We start from the raw sequence: 23,172 nt of genomic DNA, 5'->3' as shown, positions 1-23,172 counted from the left end.
CCGGGCGGCTGTTACAGCAACGCGCGGCGAGGTGCTCAGGTTCAGATGTCCCAGACCAGGTTGATCGCGAAGTTGCGTCCAGGCTGAGTCAGGCGATCGAGGTTGGCTGGCTGCGTTACCGAGGCTTCGCCGACGCTGTCATAGCCGCGTACGTCATCCCACTGCCAGTATTTCTTGTCGGTCAGGTTGTACAGGCCGGCGTTGACGGTCAGGTCGTCGCTTACCTTGTAGAAACCGGCCAGATCAAGCACACCGTAACCCGGTGTCTTGAATTGGGTGCTGGTGCCGTCCGGCGTGTTGAAGCTGGTGCTGTCGACGCGGGTCTTGCGCTTGACCAGGGTCCAGTTCAGCAACGCGCCGTATTGGTCCTGGTCATAACCGAGGCCGAACACGCCGGTCAGCGGATTGACGCTATTGAGCGGCTCACCGCTGTCATCGTTGCGACCATACAGGTAGGCCACGGAACCCTGGGTGTACAGTCCGTTTGGCGCACCGAAGCTATCCAGGTTCAAGCGGCCCTTGAGTTCCAGGCCCTTGATGGTGGCGTGCTTGATGTTGTTACTCTGGAAGGTCGTCTCGGTGTAGCCGGGGGTAATGGCGTTCTCGTCGATGAAGTCGCGGTATTTGTTGTAGAAAACAGCGACATCGAAGGTGCCGGCCTCGAACTGCCCACGCAGGCCGGTTTCATAGCTTTTGCTCTTTTCCGGTTCGAGATCGGGGTTGGGCGCGACCTGATAGCCACCCGCCAGGTTTTCGAAGCGGCCATACAGGGCCTTGGCGGACGGTGTGCGGAAGCCCTCGGCGTACTGGCCATACCAGGTGTAGTTGTCGTCGAAGCGGTAAGTGGTGCCGAACTTCGGCGACAGGCGATGCCAGGTCTTGGTGTCCTCGTTGACCTCGCCGTTACCACTCTGGTCGGCCGTCACCAGGAACTCATCGGTCAGGTGCGGCTTGAGCTGGGTGTAGTCGTAGCGCAGGCCGGGCACGAAGGTCCAGTCGTTCCAGGCGATCTGGTCCTGGGCGAACAGGCTGTAGGTGTTGATGGTCGGGTCCGGGAAGTCGCTGGCCGGGGTCAAGGTGTCGGCAGGGCTGGCGGCGCCGACGACACGGCACGTACCGGCCACGGTCAGGCAGGTACCGCTACCGGTGCGTAGGCCGGTGACTTTGTCCTGCTTGATGGTGGTGCCGTAAGTGACGACATGGTCGGTGTCGGCAATGGCAAACGCCTTGTCAGCCTGGGCATCGAATACCCATTGGCGGTCCTTGTAGGTGGTATCGCGGTTACGCAGCACCGTGCGCGACGGCGCATAGATTTCTTCCGTGCTCTGGTCGGTCTTGGCGATCTGGTAATTCAGTGTCCACTTGATGTTGTCGGCCAGCAGGCTGTCCAGGGCGAAGCGGTGTTCCAGGCCAAAGCGCTCGCGGGTAATGGTGTCGTTGCCGGTGCGCGATTGGTAGAAACCGAAGCCGCGTCCCGCGTTGAAGGGTCCACCCACGGCGCTCAGTTGATTGGTATCGCGATCGTCCTTGTAGTGCTCGTAAGTCAAGCCGAAGCGCGCATCGTCAGCGTAGTTCCAGCCCAACTTGGCCAGCACGTTGGTGGTGCGCACGTCCTCGGGGTTGGCTTCAGTGCGGTTCAGGCCGGTTCCACCGGTCTCGCCGTAGGACTCGGTTTCATGACCATTGCGCTGGCTGAGGTGCAACAAACCGTCGAAGTCGCCGGTGCGCCCGGCCACGGTGCCTGAGGTGAGCCAGCTATCATCGGCCGAACTGTAGCCGGTCTTCAGGCGGGCACCGACGTCCTGGCCTGGTTTGATGATGTCGTCCGGGTCCAGGGTGTAGTAGCTGACGGCGCCGCCAATGGCGTTGCTGCCGTACAGCACCGACGCCGGGCCACGGAGGATTTCCACGCGTTTGACGATTTCCGGGTCGACGTAATTGCGGTTGGTCTGGGCGTACGGGCCATTGAAAAAGCCGTCGGGCACTTGCACGCCGTCGACCTGGGTCAACACACGGTCGCCGTCGATGCCGCGGATGTTGTAGCCGGAAAGCCCCGCGCGTGTACCGGCACCGCCCACCGAAACGCCTGGCTCGTAACGCACCAGATCCTTGATGCTGTTGACGTTGTTGCGGTCGAGCTCTTCGCGGGTGTGGACGGTGACAGTGCTGGGCACGCTGCTCACGTCCTGCTCCTGACGCGTGGCGCTGATGGTGACCTGTTGCAGGTTGAGCGTGCCGGAGTTAATGCGAGGCTCGAGGATGATGTTGTTGCTGCTCAGTTTGCGATAGTTCAGGTGGGTCCCCACCAACAGGCGCTCGAGGGCTTTTTCCGGTGTCAACGATCCGCGCACGCCCGGCGACTCCATGCCTTGAGCCAGTTCGGCGGAAAAGCCGACCTGCCAGCCGGTCACAGCGGTAAAGGCATTGAGCGCCGACACCAGCGACTGCGGCGCAATGGTGAATGCGTAATCGCCCATTTTGCGCGCCGGCTGCTCGGCGGCAGTGGCGGCCATGACCGGTGCAGTACCGGCCATCAAAATGGCGGCGGTCAGCAGCGACAGAACGCGGGAGGGTGAAGAGGCTGGGCGGGTAAGGCGAGAGGACATCGATAGCGCTCCGTGTCGCACGAATCTTTATAGGTGCTGATTGGCATATAGAGATGCGAATCAATTGCATTGGCTATAACGAGACGTACGAGCTTTGGCTATCGAGTAAAAATAATTCTCATTTAGTTCAAGATCACCAGCGCCGGGTATTCCTTGAGCTGTGCCGAGGTGATGTGTGCCAGCGAACGGATCACGTCCAGCGGCTGGTCGAGACGATAATTCCCGGTCACGGCAACATCGGCCAATCGCTCGTTGTTGTTGATGATCCAGCCCGGATAATAGCGGCGCAGCTCCGCCAGCACCTGGCTCAGCGGGCAGTTTTCAAACACCAGGCGACCCTGGACCCAGGCCAGGTCGGTGGCCGCATCCAGTTTGGCCGGGCGGTCGAAACCGTTGGGGCCGATACGGATGCTTTCCCCGGCTGTCAGGCGTACCCGGGCGTCGCCGCCGGTGGCGCGCAAGTCGACATCCCCGCGCTGCACCCGAACCTGAGTCACGCCATCGAGATAACGCACGGCAAACGCGGTATCGCGGACACTCGCCGTGACCCGCCCTGCGTCGATTTCCAGCGGCAGGCCGCGATGGGGCTGCACGTCGAAAAACGCCTCGCCCTGATACAGGCGGGCCATGCGCTTGTGCTCGTTGATGGTGCTGGAGAAGGCCGAGTTGGTGTTGAGCAGCACTTGCGAGCCATCCTCCAGTTGCAGGCGCTGGCGCTCGCCAACCACGGTCAGGTGATCGGCCTGCAGGCGCAGGGGCAGATTACTGAAACTGAACAAACCGAGGATCAGCACGGCGGCAGTGGCCAGGGGTTTGCAGTGCGGACGCAGGCGCGACAGAACGCTGACTTTCGCGGGCTGCGTCGCCAGGCTCTGCGCGCATTGGGTGACGGGTGCACCGTTCCAGATCGCCTGGGCCCTGGCGAACGCTTCGGCGTGCGCCGGGTCGGCCGCGAGCCATTGGTGGAACTGGCGAGTCTGTTCTTCGCTCGGGCTGTCCAGCACGATCAGCCAGTCCAGGGCCTGGTCCATCGCCTCGGCTGTGGCCGGCGCCTGGGCAGGCGAAGGGGCGCGGTGGGTGTCCGTCACGGTGTTTCCTCGGCAGTGTCTGTGCACGGCTGTTTTTTTAGTGAAGCGCAAAAGAGGGCCAAGGGTAGCCCTGATGACCAGGTGCGTCGAGCCAGCGGCGATTCAGTGGTCGTTCAACCGGTCGGCGAGGCCGATACAGATCGTCATGATCAGTTTCAGCTCCTTCTGCACGGTACTGAGCGAGACGTCGAGTTTCTCGGCAATCTCCAGGTAGCTGTGGCCGTGCAGGCGGCTGAGGATGAAAATCTGCTGCTGGCGGGCACTGAGTTGACTGAGGCGCACGTTCAGACGCTCGAGCAATTGTTCGGCATGGGCGGCGTCCTCGGCACTGCTGGCGGGGGCGGCGACGCTTTCCACCACGTCCAGTGGTACGTCATCGACCATGGTCCGCGAGTGGATGCGTCGGGCACGCAAATGGTCCAGTGCCAGGTTGCGGGCCGTCTGGAAAACAAAGGGCTCCAGGTGATCGATGGCCCGCTCGCTGAGCGCTCGGGTCACGCGCAGGTAGGTTTCCTGCAAGAGGTCTTCGGCGGTGCTGTGGTTATTGACCATCCGCTCCAGCGTGCGCAGCAGGGACACTCGCTGGGTGATGAAGACGTCGTTGAAGCGCGATTGACTCACGGGAGGACCTGATCCATTTCGAGTAGATGATAATGCTTATCATCTACTCGAATGGTCAAGTATTGAATTGTGAAGGTTTACGCGCGGCCTTGCAGGTACGTCGCGTAATCCGGAATCCGATGTGGATGCGCCTGATCCATCAGCGGGCTACTGAGCAGGTAGTCGGCGCTGCATTCGTTGCATGCCACCGGGATGTTCCACACCGCAGCAACCCGCAGCAATGCCTTGATGTCGGGATCGTGGGGTTGTGGTTCGAACGGGTCCCAGAAAAATACCAGCATGTCGACCCGTTGCTCGGCGATGCGCGCGCCGAGCTGTTGGTCTCCGCCGAGCGGGCCACTGATCATGCTTTCCACCGGCAGGTCCAGGCGTTGTTGCAACAACAACCCCGTGGTGCCGGTGGCGACCAGTTCATGCCGGGCCAGGCGGTCTTTCTGGCGTTCTGCCCAGTCCAGCAAAAACACTTTGCAGTGGTCGTGAGCGACCAGGGCGATGCGCTTGCGCGCTGTCATGGTCTTTTGGGTGAAGCTGATACCGATCATGGGTTGTTCCATAAACAACGGGGGGCGTCTGGCATGCTGGCGATGGCGATCTCGAGGATGCCTTCGCTGGCAAGTCGGATCGCCGCATCGCAGCGCCTACAAGTAAGCTTCGCTTACTCTGCGTGGCACAGCGCCAGGCAGTTATCGAGCATGCGGTTGGAGAAGCCCCATTCGTTGTCGTACCAGGCCAGCACCTTGAGCAGCTTGCCGCTGGATTTGGTGTGGTTGGCGTCGAAGATCGACGACAGCGGGTTGTGGTTGAAGTCGCTGGAAACCAGCGGCAAGGTGTTGTAGCCGAGGATCTTCGAATGCTGGCTGGCCTGCTTGAGCAGCGCGTTGACCTCTTCAGCCGTGGCTTCTTTTTTCAGCTGCACGGTCAGGTCCACCAGCGAGACGTTGATCACCGGCACGCGCACCGCCATGCCGGTCAGTTTGCCCGCCAGTTCCGGCAGCACCAGGCCGACCGCTTCGGCTGCCCCGGTCTTGCTCGGGATCATGTTCTGGGTGGCCGAACGGGCGCGGTACGGGTCGCTGTGGTAGACGTCGGTCAGGTTCTGATCGTTGGTGTAGGCATGGATGGTGGTCATCAGGCCGCTTTCGATGCCCAGTTCGCGGTGCAGCACCTGGGCCACCGGGGCCAGGCAGTTGGTGGTGCACGAGGCGTTGGAAATGATCTGGTGCGACTGGCGCAGAATGTCGTGGTTGACCCCGTACACCACGGTGGCGTCGGCACCTGATGCTGGCGCGGAGATAATCACTTTGCGTGCGCCGGCCGTAATATGCGCGGCGGCTTTGGTGCGGTCGGTGAACAGACCGGTGCACTCGAACACCACATCGATCTTTTCCGCAGCCCAGGGCAGTTCGGCCGGATTGCGAATGGCGCTCACCGAAATTCGATCGCCGTTGACGGTGAGACTTTCCTGATCATGCTGGACATCGGCTTCAAACGTGCCGTGAACCGTGTCGTACTTGAGCAAATGCGCATTGATAGCGCTGTCTCCCAAGTCGTTGATGGCGACGATCTGCAAATCCTGGCGATAGCCTTGGGTATAGAGTGCTCGAAGGACGTTACGACCAATTCGGCCAAAACCATTGATTGCGATTCGTAGAGTCATTTGTCAGCGCCGCCGTCGTTTTGTTGTTGGAATTACAAGATTATTCGCAAAAAAATAGAAAACAAGCCTTTTTAATGGCAATATTTTATTCAATCTACAACGAGTGACCTGAATCAACTGGTCCAACCGATCAAGAAAACCGTCTGTCATCCCATCGACACCGGCCTTTGATCAGCATAGACAATCAGGTCGCCACATCCGTTAGCCTGGAGTTCTACACATGCATCCCCGCGTCCTTGAGGTCACCGAACGGCTTATCGCCCGCAGCCGCGCCACGCGTCAGGCTTACCTTGCACTGATTCGCGATGCCGCCAGCGACGGTCCGATGCGCGGCAAGCTGCAATGCGCCAACTTTGCCCACGGCGTGGCCGGTTGTGGCAGCGACGACAAGAACAGCCTGCGGATGATGAACTCCGCCAACATCGCAATTGTTTCGTCATATAACGACATGCTCTCGGCGCACCAGCCGTACGAAGTCTTCCCCGAGCTGATCAAAAAAGCCTTGCGCGAAATCGGCTCCGTCGGCCAGTTCGCCGGCGGCACCCCGGCCATGTGCGATGGCGTGACCCAGGGCGAGCCCGGCATGGAGCTGAGCCTGCCGAGCCGTGAAGTGATCGCGCTGTCCACCGCCGTGGCGCTGTCCCACAACATGTTCGATGGCGCGCTGATGCTCGGCATCTGCGACAAGATCGTCCCGGGCCTGATGATGGGCGCGCTGCGGTTCGGCCATTTGCCGATGATCTTCGTCCCGGGCGGGCCGATGGTGTCGGGCATTTCCAACAAGCAGAAAGCCGACGTGCGTCAGCGCTACGCCGAAGGCAAGGCCAGCCGCGAAGAGCTGCTGGAGTCGGAAATGAACTCCTACCACAGCCCCGGTACCTGCACCTTCTACGGCACCGCCAACACCAACCAGCTGCTGATGGAAGTCATGGGCCTGCACTTGCCGGGCGCCTCCTTTGTCAACCCGAACACACCGTTGCGCGACGCGCTCACTCGCGAAGCGGCGCACCAGGTGACGCGCATTACCAAGCAGAATGGCGATTACCTGCCGATCGGCGAAATCGTCGACGAGCGTTCGCTGGTCAACTCCATCGTCGCCCTGCATGCCACCGGCGGCTCGACCAACCACACCTTGCACATGCCGGCCATTGCCATGGCCGCAGGTATCCAGCTGACCTGGCAGGACATGGCCGACCTCTCCGAGGTAGTGCCGACCCTGAGCCACGTCTACCCGAACGGCAAGGCCGACATCAACCACTTCCAGGCCGCGGGCGGCATGTCGTTCCTGATCCGCGAACTGCTGGAAGCCGGGCTGCTCCACGAAAACGTCAACACCGTGCTGGGCCATGGCCTGAGCCGCTACACCCAGGAACCGTTTCTCGACAATGGCGAGCTGGTCTGGCGCGAAGGCATCACCGAAAGCCTTGATGAAAGCATCCTGCGTCCGGTCGCCCGCGCATTCTCGCCAGAGGGCGGCTTGCGGGTGATGGAAGGCAATCTTGGTCGCGGGGTGATGAAGGTTTCTGCGGTGGCCCTGGAAAACCAGATCGTCGAAGCGCCCGCCATGGTATTCCAGGATCAGCAGGACCTGGCCGATGCGTTCAAGGCTGGTTTGCTGGAGAAGGATTTTGTCGCGGTGATGCGCTTCCAGGGCCCGCGCTCCAACGGCATGCCGGAACTGCACAAGATGACGCCGTTCCTTGGCGTGCTGCAGGATCGCGGCTTCAAGGTGGCCCTGGTCACCGACGGGCGCATGTCCGGTGCGTCGGGGAAAATCCCCGCGGCCATTCACGTCAGCCCTGAAGCTTATGTGGGCGGCGCTTTGGCGCGGGTGCAAGAGGGCGATATCATCCGCGTCGATGGCGTCAAAGGCACCCTGGAGCTTAAGGTGGACGCCGAAGAATTTGCAGCGCGCACGCCGGCCAAGGGCCTGTTGGGCAACAACATCGGCACCGGTCGCGAACTGTTTGGTTTCATGCGCATGGCCTTCAGCTCGGCAGAGCAGGGGGCCAGCGCCTTCACTTCTGCCCTGGAGACGCTTAATTGAAACTGGCTTTGGTCGGTGACATCGGAGGCACCAACGCACGTTTCGCGTTGTGGAAGAACCAGCAACTGGAATCGGTCCAGGTGCTGGCGACGGCCGACCACGCCAGCCCGGAAGAGGCGATTGCCCTCTATCTGAGCGGGCTGGGCCTGGCGCCGGGTTCGATCGGCTCGGTGTGCCTGTCGGTGGCAGGCCCGGTGAGCGGCGACGAATTCAAGTTCACCAACAACCACTGGCGCCTGAGTCGCCGGGGGTTCTGCCAGACCTTGCAGGTGGACCGGTTGCTGCTGGTCAACGATTTTTCGGCCATGGCCCTGGGCATGACCCGCCTGCAACCCGGCGAGTTTCGCGTGGTGTGCGAAGGCACGCCGGAGCCGTTGCGCCCGGCGGTGGTGATTGGCCCGGGGACGGGGCTGGGTGTCGGCACCTTGCTTGATCTCGGTGAAGGCCGTTTTGCCGCGTTGCCGGGGGAGGGCGGTCACGTCGACCTGCCGCTGAGCAGCCCGCGCGAGACTCAATTGTGGCAGCACATCTTCAACGAGATCGGGCACGTGAGCGCTGAAACGGCGTTGAGTGGCAGCGGCTTGCCCCGGGTCTATCGGGCGATCTGTGCGGTGGACGGCCACAGGCCGGTGCTCGACACCCCGGAGGCGATTACGGCTGCCGGGTTGGCGGGCGACCCGATTGCCCTGGAAGTGCTCGAGCAATTCTGCTGCTGGCTCGGCCGCGTGGCCGGCAACAATGTGCTGACCACCGGTGCGCGCGGTGGCGTGTACATCGTTGGCGGGGTGATCCCGCGCTTCGCCGATTTCTTCCTCGAAAGCGGCTTCGCCCGGTGCTTTGCCGACAAGGGCTGCATGAGCGATTACTTCAAGGGTATCCCGGTGTGGCTGGTGACGGCGCCGTATTCCGGGCTTGTTGGCGCGGGTGTGGCGCTGGAGCAATCCATTCCGGTTTGAAAATGCGATCAAAATGTGGGAGCGAGCCTGCTCGCGAATGCAGTGTGTCAGTCAACGAATGTGTTGAATGTAAAACCGCTTTCGCGAGCAGGCTCGCTCCCACAGTTATTTCTGTGGTGTTTGCAGTTTCAGTGCTTAAGGCATAATCCGCCCAATTCAAATAACAAGGACGCCTTCCTGTGAGCTCAGTCAACAAGTCGATTTTGTTGGTCGATGACGATCAAGAGATACGCGAGTTGCTGGACACCTACCTGACCCGCGCCGGTTTCCAGGTACGGACCACGCCCGATGGTGCAGGCTTTCGCCAGGCCCTCAACGATGCGCCCAGCGACCTGGTGATCCTTGACGTGATGCTGCCGGACGAAGACGGTTTCAGCCTGTGCCGCTGGATTCGCCAGCACCCGCGTCAGTCACAGGTGCCGATCATCATGCTCACCGCCAGCTCCGACGAGGCCGATCGGGTCATCGGCCTGGAACTGGGGGCCGACGACTACCTGGGCAAGCCCTTCAGCCCACGGGAATTGCAGGCGCGCATCAAGGCCTTGCTGCGCCGGGCCCAGTTCGGCCAGGGCTCCGGCGGCGAAGTGCTGGCCTTCGATGACTGGCGTCTGGATATGGTCAGTCATCGCCTGTTTCACATTGACGGTGAAGAGGTGATTCTGTCCGGTGCCGATTTCGCCCTGTTGAAGCTGTTCCTCGACCACCCCCAGGAAATCCTTGACCGCGACACGATCGGCAACGCCACCCGCGGCCGGGATCTGATGCCCCTCGACCGCATCGTCGACATGGCGGTCAGTCGTCTGCGCCAGCGTCTGCGCGATACGGAAAAACCACCGCGACTGATTCGCACCGTACGGGGCAGCGGCTATCAGCTGGCAGCCAGTGTGGTTGCCGCCAATGGTCACTGATTTCCTGCGCAAACTGGCCGGCCGCGTGCCGGTGCCGCGCTCGTTGCTCGGGCGCATGTTGCTGCTGACCTTGCTCGCGGTGTTGTTCGCCCAGACCTTGTCGAGCGTGATCTGGGTCTCTCAATTGCGTGCGACCCAACTGGAAGGCCTGGTCACCAGTGCGCGCAGCCTCGCTCACTCGATGAACGCCAGCGTCAGTTACCTGCGCTCGTTGCCGGTGGCGTATCGCCCGTTGGTGCTCGACCAGTTGCGCAGCATGGGCGGCACACGGTTCGTGGTGACGCTCAATGACAAACCCCTGGGTATGGAAGTGTTGCCGATCACGCCACGCAAGGAGGCGGTGATCAAGGCCGTGGATCAGGTGCTGCGCCAGTCCCTGGGCCAGGACACCGACATCTCGGTGACCTTTGTCAGTCCCGAAGACCTGCGCATCTTCAACGGCGGTCTCAAGCTCGACGAATTGCCGCGTTCCTGGGCGCACTACGCCCTGACCCTGGAGCCGGTGAACCCGCCGGTGCTGGTCACGCAGATCCAGATGGCGCCAGGTGAATGGCTGTACATCGCCTCGCTATTGCCTGAGCCTTACACCAGCCTTGAAGAACAAGGCCTGCCGGCCCAGCAAGTGTGGTTCATCGTCCTCACCAGCGGCTTTTTGCTGTTGTTCATCGGTCTGCTGGTGCACTGGCAAAGCCGGCCGCTCAAGCGCCTGGCGCGGGCGGCGCGGGACCTGTCGCTGGGCGCCGACGTCGAGCCGGTGGCCGAAGGCGGCGGCAGTGAAGTGGTCGAAGTCGGCCGCGCCTTCAACACCATGCGCGAGCGCATCAGTCGTTACCTGACCGAGCGCAGCCAGTTGTTCAGCGCGATTTCCCACGATTTGCGCACGCCGATCACCCGGCTGCGGCTGCGTGTCGAACTGCTCGAAGACGAAAAGATACAAGCCAAGTTCAGTCGCGATCTGGATGAGCTGGAGTTGCTGGTCAAGGGCGCGCTGCAATGTGTGAAAGACACCGACATCCATGAAAACATCGAGCAAGTGGATCTCAATCATGTGCTGGAGTGCCTGGTCGAGCCGTACCTGTCACCCACCGGCAACGGCCGCGTAACCCAGCACGGACGCGCGCTGGCGGCTTATCCGGGCAAGCCGCTGGCGCTCAAGCGGTGCATCGGCAACCTGATCGACAACGCCCTGAAATACGGCCAGAACGCCCACCTGCACATCGATGACGACGACAGCGCGTTTGTCCTGCATGTCGACGATGAAGGACCTGGGGTTCCCGAGCAACGGCTGGAGCAGGTGTTCGAACCGCACTTCCGCCTGGCCGGGCAGCAGCAGGGGTATGGGTTGGGGTTGGGGATTGCGCGCAATATTGCCCATAGTCATGGCGGTGAGGTGAGTTTGCAGAATTTGCGTGAGGGCGGGTTGCGGGTGACCCTGCAGTTGCCCCGCAGCATTGATTAGCGATACCGCGTTATCGTTCTTCGCGAGCAAGCCCGCTCCCACAGTTGGAATGCATTCCCATGTGGGAGCGGGCTTGCTCGCGAAGTCGTGAGATCATTCAACACAATTCCAAACGATAAATGTCACAACTCGGTGACATAACTCGCCCCCTTCGTTACAAGCTCGCCTCCGCCCGTTGTTTAGACTGCCCCACAGTCATAACAACAAAAAAGGCACCCCATGGACTCCTTTCAACCCGCCTTCAGCAGCTGGCTGAACGCCCCCGCCCATCAGCAATGGCTCGCCGCCGAAGGCTTGCGCCTGCTGGCGTTTGCCAAGGCCTCGAAGCTCCCTGAAGGCTTCGGCAATCTCGACGAGCGCGGTCACCTGCCGGCCGATGCGCAAGCACAAACCATGAACACCGCGCGCATGACCCACAGCTTCGCCATGGCCCACATCCAGGGCCTGCCGGGTTTTGCCGAGCTGGTGGATCACGGCATCCAGGCCCTGCGCGGGCCGTTGCGCGATGCCGTGCACGGTGGCTGGTTCGCGATGGCCGAGCACCGCGACGGCAACACCGGCAAGAACGCTTACCTGCATGCCTTCGTGGCCCTGGCCGCGAGTTCCGCGGTGGTCGCGCAACGGCCCGGCGCGCAGGCCTTGCTCGACAACGCGATCGACATCATCGACAGCTATTTCTGGAGCGAAGACGAAGGCGCCATGCGCGAATCCTTCAACCGCGACTGGAGCGAGGAGGAGGCGTACCGAGGCGCCAACAGCAACATGCACGCCACCGAAGCCTTCCTCGCCCTGGCCGATGTCACCGACGACAATCGCTGGTTGTGCCGCGCCCAGCGCATCGTCGAGCGGGTGATTCATGCTCATGCCGCGGCCAATGACTACCTGGTGGTCGAGCATTTCGACCGCGCCTGGCAACCGCTGCGCGAGTACAACCGCGACAACCCGGCCGACGGTTTCCGTCCCTACGGCACCACGCCGGGCCACGGTTTCGAATGGGCCCGATTGCTGTTGCATCTCGAAGCGGCGCGGGTGCGCGCCGGCATGCTTACGCCGGGCTGGTTGGCCACCGACGCGCAAAAACTCTTCGAGCACAACTGCCGCCACGGCTGGAACATCGATGGGGCGCCGGGCCTGGTCTACACCCTCGACTGGGATAACCAGGCAGTGGTTCGTCATCGCCTGCACTGGACCCATTGCGAAGCCAGCGCCGCCGCCAGTGCCTTGCTCAGGCGCACGGGCGATGAGCAATACGAACACTGGTACCGACAGTTCTGGGAATTCTGCGACAGTCATTTCATCGACCGCGAAAACGGCAGCTGGCACCACGAACTCGACCCGTTGAACCGCCCGAGCGGCGATATCTGGGCCGGCAAACCCGACCTCTATCATGCCTGGCAAGCGCTGCTGATCCCGCGCCTGCCGCTGGCGCCGAGCATGGCCAGTGCGCTGGCGGCGTCGTCCCAGAGCGGTTCTATGTAACCATGCGGTGACATTCGCGCGTCCCTTCGTTACCTGCGAAGGGCCGTCCCCTGTTTAAAATCTTCTGCAGCGCAAGCACCAGACTTGCATGCATAACAACAAGAAAGGTACTTCTCGATGAATGCGATTTCTCGCCTCGCTACTGTCATTTCTCTCGCCTCCCTGTCTGCGCTTCCTCTCAGTGTGCTTGCCGCCGAATCCAAAGGTTCCGTGGAAGTCGTTCACTGGTGGACCTCGGGTGGTGAGAAAGCAGCGGTCGATGTGCTCAAGGCTCAAGTCGAAAAAGACGGTTTCACCTGGAAGGACGGCGCAGTCGCCGGTGGTGGCGGTTCCACGGCCATGACCGTACTCAAGAGCCGCGCCGTGGCGGGTAACCCGCCGGGCGTCGCGCAAATCAAAGGACCGGACATCCAGGAGTGGGGCAGCACGGGCTTGCTCGCCACCGACACGCTGACAGATGTCGCCAAGTCGGAAAACTGGGATGGCCTGCTGTCGAAAAAAGTCTCCGACACCGTGAAGTACGAAGGCGACTACGTGGCCGTGCCGGTGAACATCCACCGCGTCAACTGGCTGTGGATCAACCCTGAAGTGTTCAAGAAAGCCGGGATCGACAAGGCCCCGACCACCCTCGAAGAATTCTATGCCGCTGGCGACAAGCTCAAGGCAGCAGGCTTCATTGCGCTTGCCCACGGCGGCCAGCCTTGGCAGGACAGCACCGTGTTCGAAGACGTAGTGCTGTCGGTCATGGGCGCTGACGGTTACAAGAAAGCCCTGGTCGACCTGGACCAGAAAACCCTCTCCGGGCCGGAAATGACCAAGTCGTTCGCCGAGCTGAAAAAGATCACCGGCTACATGGACCCGAACCGCGCCGGTCGTGACTGGAACATCGCCGCCGCCGACGTCATCAACGGCAAGGCCGGCATGCAGATGATGGGCGACTGGGCGAAAAGCGAGTGGACCGCGGCGAAGAAAGTCGCCGGCAAGGACTACCAGTGCGTGGCGTTCCCGGGCACCGAAAAAGCCTTCACCTACAACATCGACTCCCTGGCGGTGTTCAAGTTGAAAGCCGATCGCAAGGGTGACATCGCTGCCCAGCAAGACCTGGCCAAGGTCGCCTTGGGTACCGACTTCCAGAAAGTCTTCAGCATCAACAAGGGTTCGATCCCGGTACGCACTGACATGCTGAACGAGATGGACAAGCTCGGCTTCGATTCCTGCGCGCAAACCGCGGCCAAGGACTTCCTGGCGGACGACAAGACCGGCGGCCTGCAACCGAGCATGGCGCACAACATGGCCACCTCCCTGGCCGTTCAGGGCGCGATCTTCGACGTGGTCACCAACTTCATGAACGACAAGGACGCAGACCCGGCCAAGGCCAGCGCCCAACTGGCGTCGGCGGTCAAAGCGGCCCAATAACTCCTGACACAGCCTGACCCCATGTGGGATCGGGCTTGCTGGCGAAAGCGGTGTATCAATCGACATTGATGTTGAATGTCAGTCCGCATTCGCGAGCAAGCCCGCTCCCACAGGGGATCACCGTGTCGATTCAATTCTCTTCACTGGATTATCCCGATGAGCTCTGTGGCGGTTTTCAGCAAAGCCTCACCGTTCGATGCGCTGCAACGCTGGTTACCCAAGTTGGTACTCGCGCCGAGCATGCTGATCGTGTTGGTTGGCTTCTACGGTTACATCATCTGGACATTCATACTGTCCTTCACCAATTCCAGCTTCATGCCGAGCTACAAGTGGGTCGGCCTGCAGCAATACATGCGCCTGATGGATAACGACCGCTGGTGGGTCGCGAGCAAGAACCTGGCGCTGTTCGGTGGCATGTTCATCGGCATCAGCCTGGTGCTGGGTGTGTTCCTCGCCGTGCTGCTGGACCAGCGCATTCGCAAGGAAGGCTTCATTCGCACCGTCTACCTGTACCCGATGGCACTGTCGATGATCGTCACCGGTACCGCGTGGAAGTGGCTGCTCAACCCCGGCCTGGGCCTGGACAAGATGCTGCGTGACTGGGGCTGGGAAGGCTTTCGTCTGGACTGGCTGGTGGATCAGGATCGCGTGGTCTACTGCCTGGTGATCGCCGCCGTGTGGCAAGCCTCGGGGTTTGTCATGGCGATGTTCCTCGCCGGCCTGCGCGGTGTCGATCAGTCGATCATCCGTGCCGCGCAAGTCGACGGTGCGAGCCTGCCGACCATCTACCTCAAGATCGTGCTGCCGAGCTTGCGCCCGGTGTTCTTCAGCGCCTTCATGATCCTCGCGCACATCGCGATCAAGAGCTTCGACCTGGTGGCGGCGATGACCGCGGGCGGTCCCGGTTATTCGTCCGACCTGCCGGCAATGTTCATGTACTCCTTCACCTTCAGCCGTGGCCAGATGGGCATCGGTTCGGCCAGCGCCATGCTGATGCTCGGCGCCGTGCTGACCATTCTCGTGCCGTACCTGTACTCCGAGCTGCGAGGCAAGCGCCATGACTAATCAACTCGGCAAACCAACCCTGAGCTTCAGCCGCGTGGCGATCTACGCCACCCTCCTGCTGGCAGCGGCGGTGTACCTGATCCCGCTGATCGTGATGCTGCTGACCAGCTTCAAATCTCCGGAAGACATCCGCACCGGCAACCTGCTGAGTTGGCCGACCGTGATTGACGGCATCGGCTGGATCAAGGCCTGGGACGTGGTCGGCGGCTACTTCTGGAACTCGGTGAAGATCACCGTGCCAGCGGTTCTGATCTCCACGTTTATCGGTGCAATGAACGGCTACGTGCTGTCGATGTGGCGCTTCCGCGGCTCGCAACTGTTCTTCGGCCTGCTGCTGTTCGGTTGCTTCCTGCCGTTCCAGACCGTGCTGTTACCGGCCTCGTTCACCCTCGGCAAGTTCGGCCTGGCCAACACCACGACCGGCCTGGTGCTGGTGCACGTGGTCTATGGCCTGGCGTTCACCACGCTGTTCTTCCGCAACTACTACGTGAGCATTCCGGATGCGCTGGTGAAGGCCGCGCGGCTCGATGGCGCGGGCTTCTTCACGATCTTCTGGAAGATCCTGCTGCCGATGTCGATCCCGATCGTGATGGTCTGCCTGATCTGGCAGTTCACCCAGATCTGGAATGACTTCCTGTTCGGCGTGGTCTTCGCCAGTGGCGATGCCCAGCCAATTACCGTGGCCCTGAACAACCTGGTCAACACCAGCACCGGGGCCAAGGAATACAACGTTGATATGGCCGCCGCGATGATCGCCGGGCTGCCGACACTGCTGGTCTACATATTCGCTGGCAAGTATTTCCTGCGTGGGCTGACGTCCGGCGCGGTCAAGGGGTAGAAGATGGCAACTCTCGAATTACGCAACGTCAACAAGACTTACGGCGCCGGTTTGCCGGACACCCTGAAAAACATCGAGTTGAAGATCGATGATGGGGAATTCCTGATCCTGGTCGGCCCCTCGGGCTGCGGTAAATCCACGCTGATGAACTGCATCGCCGGCCTGGAAACCATCAGCGGCGGGGCGATCCTGGTGGACGACGCCGACATCAGCGGCATGAGCCCGAAAGATCGCGACATCGCCATGGTGTTCCAGTCCTACGCGCTGTACCCGACCATGAGCGTGCGCGACAACATCGCCTTCGGCCTGAAGATCCGCAAAATGCCGACCGCCGAAATCGACGAAGAAGTCGCCCGGGTGTCCAAGTTGCTGCAGATCGAACACCTGCTCGGCCGCAAGCCCGGGCAACTCTCCGGTGGCCAGCAACAGCGCGTGGCGATGGGCCGTGCGCTGGCGCGGCGGCCGAAGATCTATCTGTTCGACGAACCGCTGTCCAACCTCGACGCCAAGCTGCGGGTCGAGATGCGCACCGAAATGAAACTGATGCACCAGCGCCTGAAAACCACCACGGTCTACGTGACCCACGACCAGATCGAAGCCATGACCCTGGGGGACAAGGTGGCGGTGATGAAGGACGGGATCATCCAGCAGTTCGGCACGCCGAAGGACATCTACAACAACCCGGCCAACCTGTTCGTGGCGAGCTTCATCGGCTCGCCGCCGATGAACTTCATCCCCCTGCGCCTGCAGCGCAAGGACGGTCGCCTGCTGGCGCTGCTCGACAGCGGCCAGGCCCGTTGCGAGCTGCCGCTGGGCATGCAGGACGCAGGCCTTGAAGACCGCGAAGTGATCCTCGGCATGCGTCCGGAGCAGATCGTGCTGGCCAATGGCGAGCCCAACGGCCTGCCGAGCATTCGCGCCGAAGTGCAGGTCACCGAGCCGACCGGGCCGGACACCCTGGTGTTCGTCAATCTCAACGACACCAAGGTCTGCTGCCGCCTGGCGCCGGACGTGGCGCCGCAAGTGGGCGAGACCCTGACGTTGCAATTCGATCCGGCGAAAGTGCTGCTGTTCGATGCCAAGACCGGGGAGCGCCTGGGGGTGGCTGGCGCGCCGAAAACCGAATTACACAGCGCCAACGTAGCCCAGTTCAAAGGCCGCTGAAGATCATTGTAGGAGCCGGCTTGCCGGCGAAGGCGGTGTGCCTGATACGCCGCGTCGCCTGCTTCGCTGGCAAGCCAGCTCCTACAGGGGGTAACCGTCGTAACCGCGTTAGAAAAACAAAAGTTAATAACAATAAGACGAGGATGTAGGGATGAAAAAGAACAACAACGCTCAGCGAATCTGCCGGTTGTCAGCGATTGCTGCGCTGAGCCTGGCCGGTAGCGTGCACGCGGCTGAAGCGTTTAGCCCGGATTCGGAGTGGATGACGGGCGACTGGGGTGGCGAGCGGACCAAGCTGATCGAGCAGGGCATCGACATCAAGATGGACTACGTCGGTGAAGTGGGCGGTAACCTCCACGGCGGCTTCAACGATGACAAGACCGCTCGCTACAGCGACCAGTTTGGCCTGGGCGCGGCACTGGACCTGGAGAAACTGTTCGGCTGGGACAACACCCAGGCCAAGATCCAGCTCACCAACCGTAACGGCGAGAACATCTCCAATGATCGTATCGGCGACCCGCGTGCCGGCACGTTGAGCTCCTCCCAGGAAGTCTACGGCCGTGGGCACATGGTCCGGCTGACCCAACTGTGGATCAAGCACCAGTTCTTCGACAACAAGCTCGACATCAAGGCCGGTTACTTCGGTGAAGGTGAAGACTTCAACACCTTCCCGTGCGAATTCCAGAACCTGGCGTTCTGCGGCTCCCAGGTGGGCAACTGGGCCACCAACATCTGGTACAACTGGCCGGTCAGCCAGGCCGCGATCCGCGTGAAGTACAACTTCTCGCCTGAGTGGTATGCGCAGATTGGCGCGTACAACCAGAACCCGAGCCAACTGGAGCACGGCAACGGCTTCAAGCTTAGCGGTAGCGGTACCGAAGGCACCGTGCTGCCGGTGGAGTTGGTCTGGTTGCCTAACCCCAACAAACTGCCGGGCGAATACCGTGTCGGTTACTACAAAAGCACGGCCAGCGCCGACGATGTCCTTGAAGACGACAACGGCAACAATGCGGCCACCAGCGGTAACGCCTATCGCAGCCACAGCAGCAAGCACGGCTACTGGTTCGTGGCGCAACAGCAACTCACCAGCCACAACGGTGATGCCACCCGCGGTCTGAACATCGCCGCCAACGCCACGTTCCACGACAAGGACACCAACATCGTCGACAACTACCAGTCGCTGATGTTTGTGTACAAAGGCCCGTTCGATGCGCGTCCGAAAGATGACATGGGGATCGGTTTCGCCCGTATCCATGTCAACGACGACGTGAAGAAAAACGCCCAATTGGTCAACGCCTCCAATGGCGTCAGCGACTACAACGATCCGCTGTTCTCGCCGCTGCGCGACACCGAATACAACTACGAACTCAACTACGGCTTCCACGTGACCAACTGGCTGACCGTGCGTCCCAACCTGCAGTACATCACTCACCCAGGTGGCGTGGATGAAGTCGATGACGCTTTGGTCGCCGGCCTGAAAATTCAGTCGGTGTTCTAACGCGACTGCGATAAGCTCCTCTCCCTGTGCGCATTTTGCGGACGGCCATGGCTGTCCGCTTTTTTTTGCGGGCCGCGCACCCCGGTAACAGATGATTTTCAGGACCGTGGCACATGCTTGAGCATCCGCTACAACGCTTCTTCAAATCCTTGCGTGAACGGCCGGTGTTTGCGTGGGAGCGCTATCAGAAGCGCGACGTGTTGGTGATCGATCATCCGCTGTGTCAGGCGGTGTTCAGTCGCCAGGGCGCGCAGTTGCTGCACTTTCAGCCCAAGGGCCAGAAACCCTGGCTGTGGTGCGCGGCGAAGTGGCCGCAGGTCGGGGCCATTCGCGGTGGCGTGCCGGTGTGCTGGCCATGGTACGGCCGTCATCCGAGCGAAAACGCCTGGCCGTCCCACGGGTGGGCGCGTTTGCTCGACTGGAAATTGATCGACAGCCGTAGCGATGACGATGGCGTGCGCCTGCATTGGCAGCTGGAGCTGTGCGACTGGCAGGTAGACCTGCACGCGCTCCTGGGTGAGCGCATGGATCTGCGCCTGAGCACCGAGCATCAGGACGACATGCCGTGCCAGTTGAGCCAGGCTTTGCACGCTTACTGGCGTATTGGTGACGTCGGTGAGGTAGCGCTGTCTGGGCTCGATGGCGCGCAAGGTTACGACCAGTTGAACCGGCAGGTTTGCCAGCAGGAAGGCGAGTTGCGCGTCGACGGCGGCTGCCAGCGGGTGTTCCAGCATGACGGCGAATTGCAGCTCAACGATCACGCCTGGGAGCGGGCGTTGTGCATCGATACGGGCGCCAGCGCCGACACCGTAGTCTGGCATCCGGGCTCACGGCCACTGTTGGGCGTGAGCTGGAACGAGATATCCGAATTCGTTTGCGTGGAGGCTGCGAGTGGTGGCACCGATAGCCTGTGCCTGAAGCCAGGGGAGCGGGCGCATTTGAGTTTGCAGGCGCGAGTGGGGGTTTAGCTCTGGATCTTGGGGTGTCCGGGCTGGCCCCCTCGCTGGCAAGCCAGCTCCTACAGTGTCCATGTCGGGCACAAAAACTGCGACCGACGCTGAACCTGTAGGAGCGGGCTTGCCAGCGATGAGGCCAGGTCCGGCAATAGGGATCTAATTGAACTCGTCACCTACCGGATACCGGCTGGCATTCAAGCTCTCCTTGATCTTGCGCAAATGCGGCTGGAAATCCACTCCGCGACGCAAGGTCATGCCTGTGGCGAGCACGTCCAGCACGGTCAGCTGAATGATCCGCGAAGTCATCGGCATGTAGATGTCAGTGTCTTCCGGCAGCGGGATGTTCAGGCTCAAGGTACTGGCCTTGGCCAGGGGCGAGTTCTCGGCAGTCAGGCCCAGCACCGAAGCGCCGTTTTCCCGAGCGATGCGCGCCACTTCCACCAGTTCGCGGGTGCGGCCGGTGTAGGAAATGATCACGAACAACTCGCCCGTGTGCGCCACCGAGGCAATCATGCGCTGCATGAGCACATCGGCATGGGCGGTCACGGCCAGGTTGAAGCGGAAGAACTTGTGCTGTGCGTCCAGCGCCACCGGGGCCGAGGCGCCGAGGCCGAAGAAGTGGATCTGCCGGGCCTGGATCAACAGGTCGACGGCGCGGCTGATCAGGTTCGGGTCCAGCGCCTGCAGGGCACTGTCCAGGGAGGCGATGGCGCTGCCGAAAATCTTCTTGGTATAGGCTTCAGGATTGTCATCAGCCTCGACCGCACGGCTGACATAGGCCGCGCCACTGGCCAGGCTTTGGGCCAACTGAAGCTTGAGCTCGGGGTAACCGCTGACGCCGAACGAACGGCAGAAACGGTTGACCGTCGGTTCGCTGACGGACGCCGCCTGGGCGAGGGCGGCGATGCTGAAGCGGGTGGCCTGCTGTGGATTGAGCAGGATCACCTCGGCCACTTTGCGTTCGGCCTTGTTCAGCTCTTCAAGGCGACTCTGGATTTGCTCCAGCAAATTTCGCACGCGGTCCATATAAGTATCCTTTACACCTGCGCCGATAAGCGCGCGGCTAATGCAAAAAGGGCCTTTGGTGAGGCCCGTAACGGTGGCCTATCCTACTGATGGCTCCGACCGACCACCACACGGAATCTGTATTTTGCGAAAATGTTGTGGTTATTACTACATTTTCCCTTGAGTGATGCCTTGAAAAAAGGTATTTGTAGCTTAACTTGATAAAAGAACAAACATCATGCCTTCGATTACGGTTGAACCGTGCACCTTCGCCTTGTTCGGCGCCCTGGGCGATCTGGCCCTGCGAAAGTTGTTTCCTGCCCTCTATCAACTCGATGGCGCAGGCCTCTTGCACGAGGACACGCGGATCATCGCGCTGGCCCGGGAGCCTGGCAGCGAGCAGGAGCACCTGGCGTTCATCACGTCCGAACTGCGCCGCTACGTCGGTGCTAAGGAGCTGGACGAAGCCGTGCTCGAGCGCTTCCTCGCACGCCTGAGCTACCTGCACGTCGATTTCCTCAAGTCCGAAGACTACGTGGCCCTGGCTGAAGCAGCCGGCAGCGCACAACGGGTCATTGCCTATTTCGCCACGCCGGCAGCGGTCTACGGCGCGATTTGCGAAAACCTGGCCAAGGTCGGCCTGGCGGAAAACACCCGCGTGGTGCTGGAAAAACCCATCGGTTCGGACCTGGAATCCTCGCGCAAGGTCAATGACGCCGTGGCGCAGTTCTTCCCGGAGAACCGCACCTATCGCATCGACCACTACCTGGGTAAAGAGACCGTCCAGAACCTGATCGCCCTGCGTTTTGCCAACAGCCTGTTCGAAACCCAGTGGAACCAGAACTACATCTCCCACGTGGAAATCACTGTGGCCGAGAAGGTCGGTATCGAAGGCCGCTGGGGTTACTTCGACAAGGCCGGCCAACTGCGGGACATGATCCAGAATCACCTGCTGCAGCTGCTCTGCCTGATCGCCATGGACCCGCCGGCCGACCTGTCCGCCGACAGCATCCGCGACGAGAAAGTCAAAGTGCTCAAGGCGCTGGCACCGATCAGCCCGGAAGGCCTGACCACCCAAGTGGTGCGCGGCCAGTACATCGCCGGCTACAGCGAAGGCAAACCGGTACCCGGTTACCTGGAAGAACCCAATTCCAACACCCAGAGCGACACTGAAACCTTCGTCGCCCTGCGTGCCGACATTCGCAACTGGCGCTGGGCCGGCGTGCCGTTTTACCTGCGTACCGGCAAGCGCATGCCGCAGAAACTGTCGCAGATCGTCATCCACTTCAAGGAACCGTCGCACTACATTTTCGCTCCCGAGCAGCGCCTGCAGATCAGCAACAAGCTGATTATCCGCCTGCAACCGGACGAAGGCATTTCCTTGCGCGTGATGACCAAGGAGCAAGGCCTGGACAAGGGCATGCAGCTGCGCAGCGGTCCGTTGCAGCTGAATTTTTCCGACACCTGGCGCAGCGCACGGATTCCCGATGCCTACGAGCGGTTGTTGCTGGAAGTGATGCGCGGCAATCAGAACCTGTTTGTCCGTAAAGATGAAATCGAAGCCGCGTGGAAGTGGTGTGACCAGTTGATCGCCGGGTGGAAAAAATCCGGTGATGCGCCCAAGCCGTACGCGGCCGGGTCCTGGGGGCCGATGAGCTCCATTGCTCTGATCACGCGGGACGGGAGGTCGTGGTATGGCGATATCTGATTTGAAACTGCCCCAGGGCGTCAGCGGGCATGCGTTCAAGAGCCCGGTGCTGCTGGCCGAAAGCCTGGCGCTGAATGTGGCCAAGCACTTGGGTGATGCCATTGAAGCCCAAGGCACGGCGACCCTGGTGGTCTCCGGTGGCCGCAGCCCAGTGGCTTTTTTCCAGCATCTGGCCAAACAGCCGCTAGACTGGTCGAACGTGGTGGTCAGCCTGGCCGATGAGCGCTGGGTGCCGGTCGAGCACGCCGACAGCAATGCCGGTTTGCTGAAGAAATACCTGTTGCAGGGGCCGGCGGCCAAGGCTCAGTTCCTGAGTTTGTACAGCGCCAGCGCCAACCTTGAACAAGCCGCCGATCACGCCGACCGCTTGCTGTCCGAGCTGCCGGTGATTGACGTGCTGGTGCTGGGCATGGGTGACGATGGCCACACGGCGTCGCTGTTCCCCGGCAGTCCGAACCTGGCCGAAGCCCTGCAGGCGGACGGCAGCCGGCGCTGCTACCCGATGCTGGCGCCAACCGTGCCGCGTCAGCGCCTGACCATGAGCCGTGCGCTGCTGGCTTCGGCCAAACACAAGATCCTGTCGATTTCCGGTCAGTCCAAGCTGACCACCCTCGATGAGGCACTGGCCGGTGATGATGTCGCCGCATTGCCGATTCGCGCCTTTCTGCAACCCACGTTAGAGATTTACTGGTGCCCATGAG

19 protein-coding genes are annotated in these 23,172 nt (G+C 61.4%); 13 read left to right on the top strand and 6 right to left on the bottom strand.

The genetic code is table 11. The features are described from left to right. Positions 1 to 41 precede the first annotated feature (41 nt). From NQL71_RS08235 to gap, 5 genes are all read right to left on the bottom strand, one after another. Positions 42 to 2,606, bottom strand: a complete 2,565-nt coding sequence (locus tag NQL71_RS08235; protein ID WP_274642510.1) for a TonB-dependent receptor — start codon at positions 2,604 to 2,606, stop codon at positions 42 to 44. A gap of 122 nt (positions 2,607 to 2,728) precedes the next feature. Beyond that, on the bottom strand, positions 2,729 to 3,694 hold the full coding sequence (locus NQL71_RS08230; protein WP_274642509.1) for a FecR family protein: 966 nt from the start codon (positions 3,692 to 3,694) through the stop codon (positions 2,729 to 2,731). 102 nt (positions 3,695 to 3,796) lie between these two features. After that, positions 3,797 to 4,315: an RNA polymerase sigma factor gene (locus NQL71_RS08225; protein ID WP_046816606.1), complete on the bottom strand. Its 519-nt coding sequence runs from the start codon at positions 4,313 to 4,315 to the stop codon at positions 3,797 to 3,799. A 77-nt stretch (positions 4,316 to 4,392) separates the two neighbouring features. Next, positions 4,393 to 4,857, bottom strand: coding sequence for a methylglyoxal synthase (locus NQL71_RS08220; protein WP_046816607.1), 465 nt, complete (start codon positions 4,855 to 4,857; stop codon positions 4,393 to 4,395). A gap of 113 nt (positions 4,858 to 4,970) precedes the next feature. After that, complete coding sequence (gene gap, locus NQL71_RS08215; RefSeq protein ID WP_274642508.1) at positions 4,971 to 5,972, bottom strand: type I glyceraldehyde-3-phosphate dehydrogenase; 1,002 nt, start codon at positions 5,970 to 5,972, stop codon at positions 4,971 to 4,973. Between the two features lie 220 nt (positions 5,973 to 6,192). On the opposite strand from gap, the gene edd reads away from it, so the two are divergent. From edd to NQL71_RS08160, 11 genes are all read left to right on the top strand, one after another. Further along, positions 6,193 to 8,019 carry a phosphogluconate dehydratase gene (edd, locus tag NQL71_RS08210; protein ID WP_046816609.1) on the top strand — a complete coding sequence of 609 codons (1,827 nt, stop codon included), beginning with the start codon at positions 6,193 to 6,195 and terminating at the stop codon, positions 8,017 to 8,019. Continuing rightward, positions 8,016 to 8,975: a glucokinase gene (locus tag NQL71_RS08205; RefSeq protein ID WP_046816610.1), complete on the top strand. Its 960-nt coding sequence runs from the start codon at positions 8,016 to 8,018 to the stop codon at positions 8,973 to 8,975. Before edd ends, NQL71_RS08205 begins: the two co-directional genes overlap by 4 nt. A 179-nt stretch (positions 8,976 to 9,154) precedes the next feature. Continuing rightward, positions 9,155 to 9,883 (top strand): response regulator, encoded by a 729-nt coding sequence (locus NQL71_RS08200; protein WP_046816611.1) that lies wholly within the window; start codon positions 9,155 to 9,157, stop codon positions 9,881 to 9,883. Next, positions 9,873 to 11,342: an ATP-binding protein gene (locus NQL71_RS08195; protein WP_046816612.1), complete on the top strand. Its 1,470-nt coding sequence runs from the start codon at positions 9,873 to 9,875 to the stop codon at positions 11,340 to 11,342. Before NQL71_RS08200 ends, NQL71_RS08195 begins: the two co-directional genes overlap by 11 nt. Positions 11,343 to 11,561: 219 nt before the next feature. Further along, positions 11,562 to 12,821 carry a D-mannose isomerase gene (locus NQL71_RS08190; protein WP_046816613.1) on the top strand — a complete coding sequence of 420 codons (1,260 nt, stop codon included), beginning with the start codon at positions 11,562 to 11,564 and terminating at the stop codon, positions 12,819 to 12,821. A gap of 117 nt (positions 12,822 to 12,938) precedes the next feature. Continuing rightward, positions 12,939 to 14,237, top strand: coding sequence for an ABC transporter substrate-binding protein (locus NQL71_RS08185; protein WP_166618477.1), 1,299 nt, complete (start codon positions 12,939 to 12,941; stop codon positions 14,235 to 14,237). A 156-nt stretch (positions 14,238 to 14,393) separates the two neighbouring features. Next, on the top strand, positions 14,394 to 15,302 hold the full coding sequence (locus NQL71_RS08180) for a carbohydrate ABC transporter permease (RefSeq protein ID WP_008032969.1): 909 nt from the start codon (positions 14,394 to 14,396) through the stop codon (positions 15,300 to 15,302). Then, a complete protein-coding gene (locus tag NQL71_RS08175) occupies positions 15,295 to 16,140 on the top strand; it encodes a carbohydrate ABC transporter permease (RefSeq protein WP_046816615.1) in 846 nt (281 codons plus the stop codon). Before NQL71_RS08180 ends, NQL71_RS08175 begins: the two co-directional genes overlap by 8 nt. Positions 16,141 to 16,143: 3 nt before the next feature. Continuing rightward, positions 16,144 to 17,304, top strand: coding sequence for an ABC transporter ATP-binding protein (locus NQL71_RS08170; protein ID WP_274642507.1), 1,161 nt, complete (start codon positions 16,144 to 16,146; stop codon positions 17,302 to 17,304). Between the two features lie 151 nt (positions 17,305 to 17,455). After that, a complete protein-coding gene (locus NQL71_RS08165; RefSeq protein ID WP_046816617.1) occupies positions 17,456 to 18,802 on the top strand; it encodes a carbohydrate porin in 1,347 nt (448 codons plus the stop codon). Between the two features lie 113 nt (positions 18,803 to 18,915). Then, positions 18,916 to 19,770 carry a D-hexose-6-phosphate mutarotase gene (locus NQL71_RS08160; protein WP_046816618.1) on the top strand — a complete coding sequence of 285 codons (855 nt, stop codon included), beginning with the start codon at positions 18,916 to 18,918 and terminating at the stop codon, positions 19,768 to 19,770. 144 nt (positions 19,771 to 19,914) lie between these two features. Here the strand turns inward: NQL71_RS08160 and NQL71_RS08155 are convergent, their stop codons facing one another. Continuing rightward, on the bottom strand, positions 19,915 to 20,775 hold the full coding sequence (locus tag NQL71_RS08155; protein WP_173668879.1) for a MurR/RpiR family transcriptional regulator: 861 nt from the start codon (positions 20,773 to 20,775) through the stop codon (positions 19,915 to 19,917). 226 nt (positions 20,776 to 21,001) lie between these two features. Between NQL71_RS08155 and zwf the strand changes: the two genes are divergently transcribed. Beyond that, positions 21,002 to 22,471 (top strand): glucose-6-phosphate dehydrogenase, encoded by a 1,470-nt coding sequence (gene zwf / locus NQL71_RS08150; protein ID WP_046816620.1) that lies wholly within the window; start codon positions 21,002 to 21,004, stop codon positions 22,469 to 22,471. Then, positions 22,458 to 23,171 carry a 6-phosphogluconolactonase gene (gene pgl / locus NQL71_RS08145; RefSeq protein ID WP_046816621.1) on the top strand — a complete coding sequence of 238 codons (714 nt, stop codon included), beginning with the start codon at positions 22,458 to 22,460 and terminating at the stop codon, positions 23,169 to 23,171. Before zwf ends, pgl begins: the two co-directional genes overlap by 14 nt. The last annotated feature ends 1 nt before the right edge of the window (position 23,172 follow it).

This window comes from Pseudomonas serbica, from assembly GCF_028823535.1.
GTDB lineage: Bacteria > Pseudomonadota > Gammaproteobacteria > Pseudomonadales > Pseudomonadaceae > Aquipseudomonas > Aquipseudomonas serbica.
This window is presented reverse-complemented; position numbering and strand designations above follow the sequence as displayed.

Excerpts from the sequence above, each read along its gene's own strand:
- NQL71_RS08235 (WP_274642510.1), bottom strand. The coding sequence starts at position 2,606 with ATGTCCTCTCGCCTTACCCGCCCAGCCTCTTCACCCTCCCGCGTTCTG.
- NQL71_RS08220 (WP_046816607.1), bottom strand. The coding sequence starts at position 4,857 with ATGATCGGTATCAGCTTCACCCAAAAGACCATGACAGCGCGCAAGCGC.
- gap (WP_274642508.1), bottom strand. The coding sequence starts at position 5,972 with ATGACTCTACGAATCGCAATCAATGGTTTTGGCCGAATTGGTCGTAAC.
- edd (WP_046816609.1), top strand. The coding sequence starts at position 6,193 with ATGCATCCCCGCGTCCTTGAGGTCACCGAACGGCTTATCGCCCGCAGC.
- NQL71_RS08195 (WP_046816612.1), top strand. The coding sequence starts at position 9,873 with ATGGTCACTGATTTCCTGCGCAAACTGGCCGGCCGCGTGCCGGTGCCG.
- NQL71_RS08190 (WP_046816613.1), top strand. The coding sequence starts at position 11,562 with ATGGACTCCTTTCAACCCGCCTTCAGCAGCTGGCTGAACGCCCCCGCC.
- NQL71_RS08185 (WP_166618477.1), top strand. The coding sequence starts at position 12,939 with ATGAATGCGATTTCTCGCCTCGCTACTGTCATTTCTCTCGCCTCCCTG.
- NQL71_RS08180 (WP_008032969.1), top strand. The coding sequence starts at position 14,394 with ATGAGCTCTGTGGCGGTTTTCAGCAAAGCCTCACCGTTCGATGCGCTG.
- NQL71_RS08175 (WP_046816615.1), top strand. The coding sequence starts at position 15,295 with ATGACTAATCAACTCGGCAAACCAACCCTGAGCTTCAGCCGCGTGGCG.
- NQL71_RS08170 (WP_274642507.1), top strand. The coding sequence starts at position 16,144 with ATGGCAACTCTCGAATTACGCAACGTCAACAAGACTTACGGCGCCGGT.
- NQL71_RS08165 (WP_046816617.1), top strand. The coding sequence starts at position 17,456 with ATGAAAAAGAACAACAACGCTCAGCGAATCTGCCGGTTGTCAGCGATT.
- NQL71_RS08160 (WP_046816618.1), top strand. The coding sequence starts at position 18,916 with ATGCTTGAGCATCCGCTACAACGCTTCTTCAAATCCTTGCGTGAACGG.
- zwf (WP_046816620.1), top strand. The coding sequence starts at position 21,002 with ATGCCTTCGATTACGGTTGAACCGTGCACCTTCGCCTTGTTCGGCGCC.
- pgl (WP_046816621.1), top strand. The coding sequence starts at position 22,458 with ATGGCGATATCTGATTTGAAACTGCCCCAGGGCGTCAGCGGGCATGCG.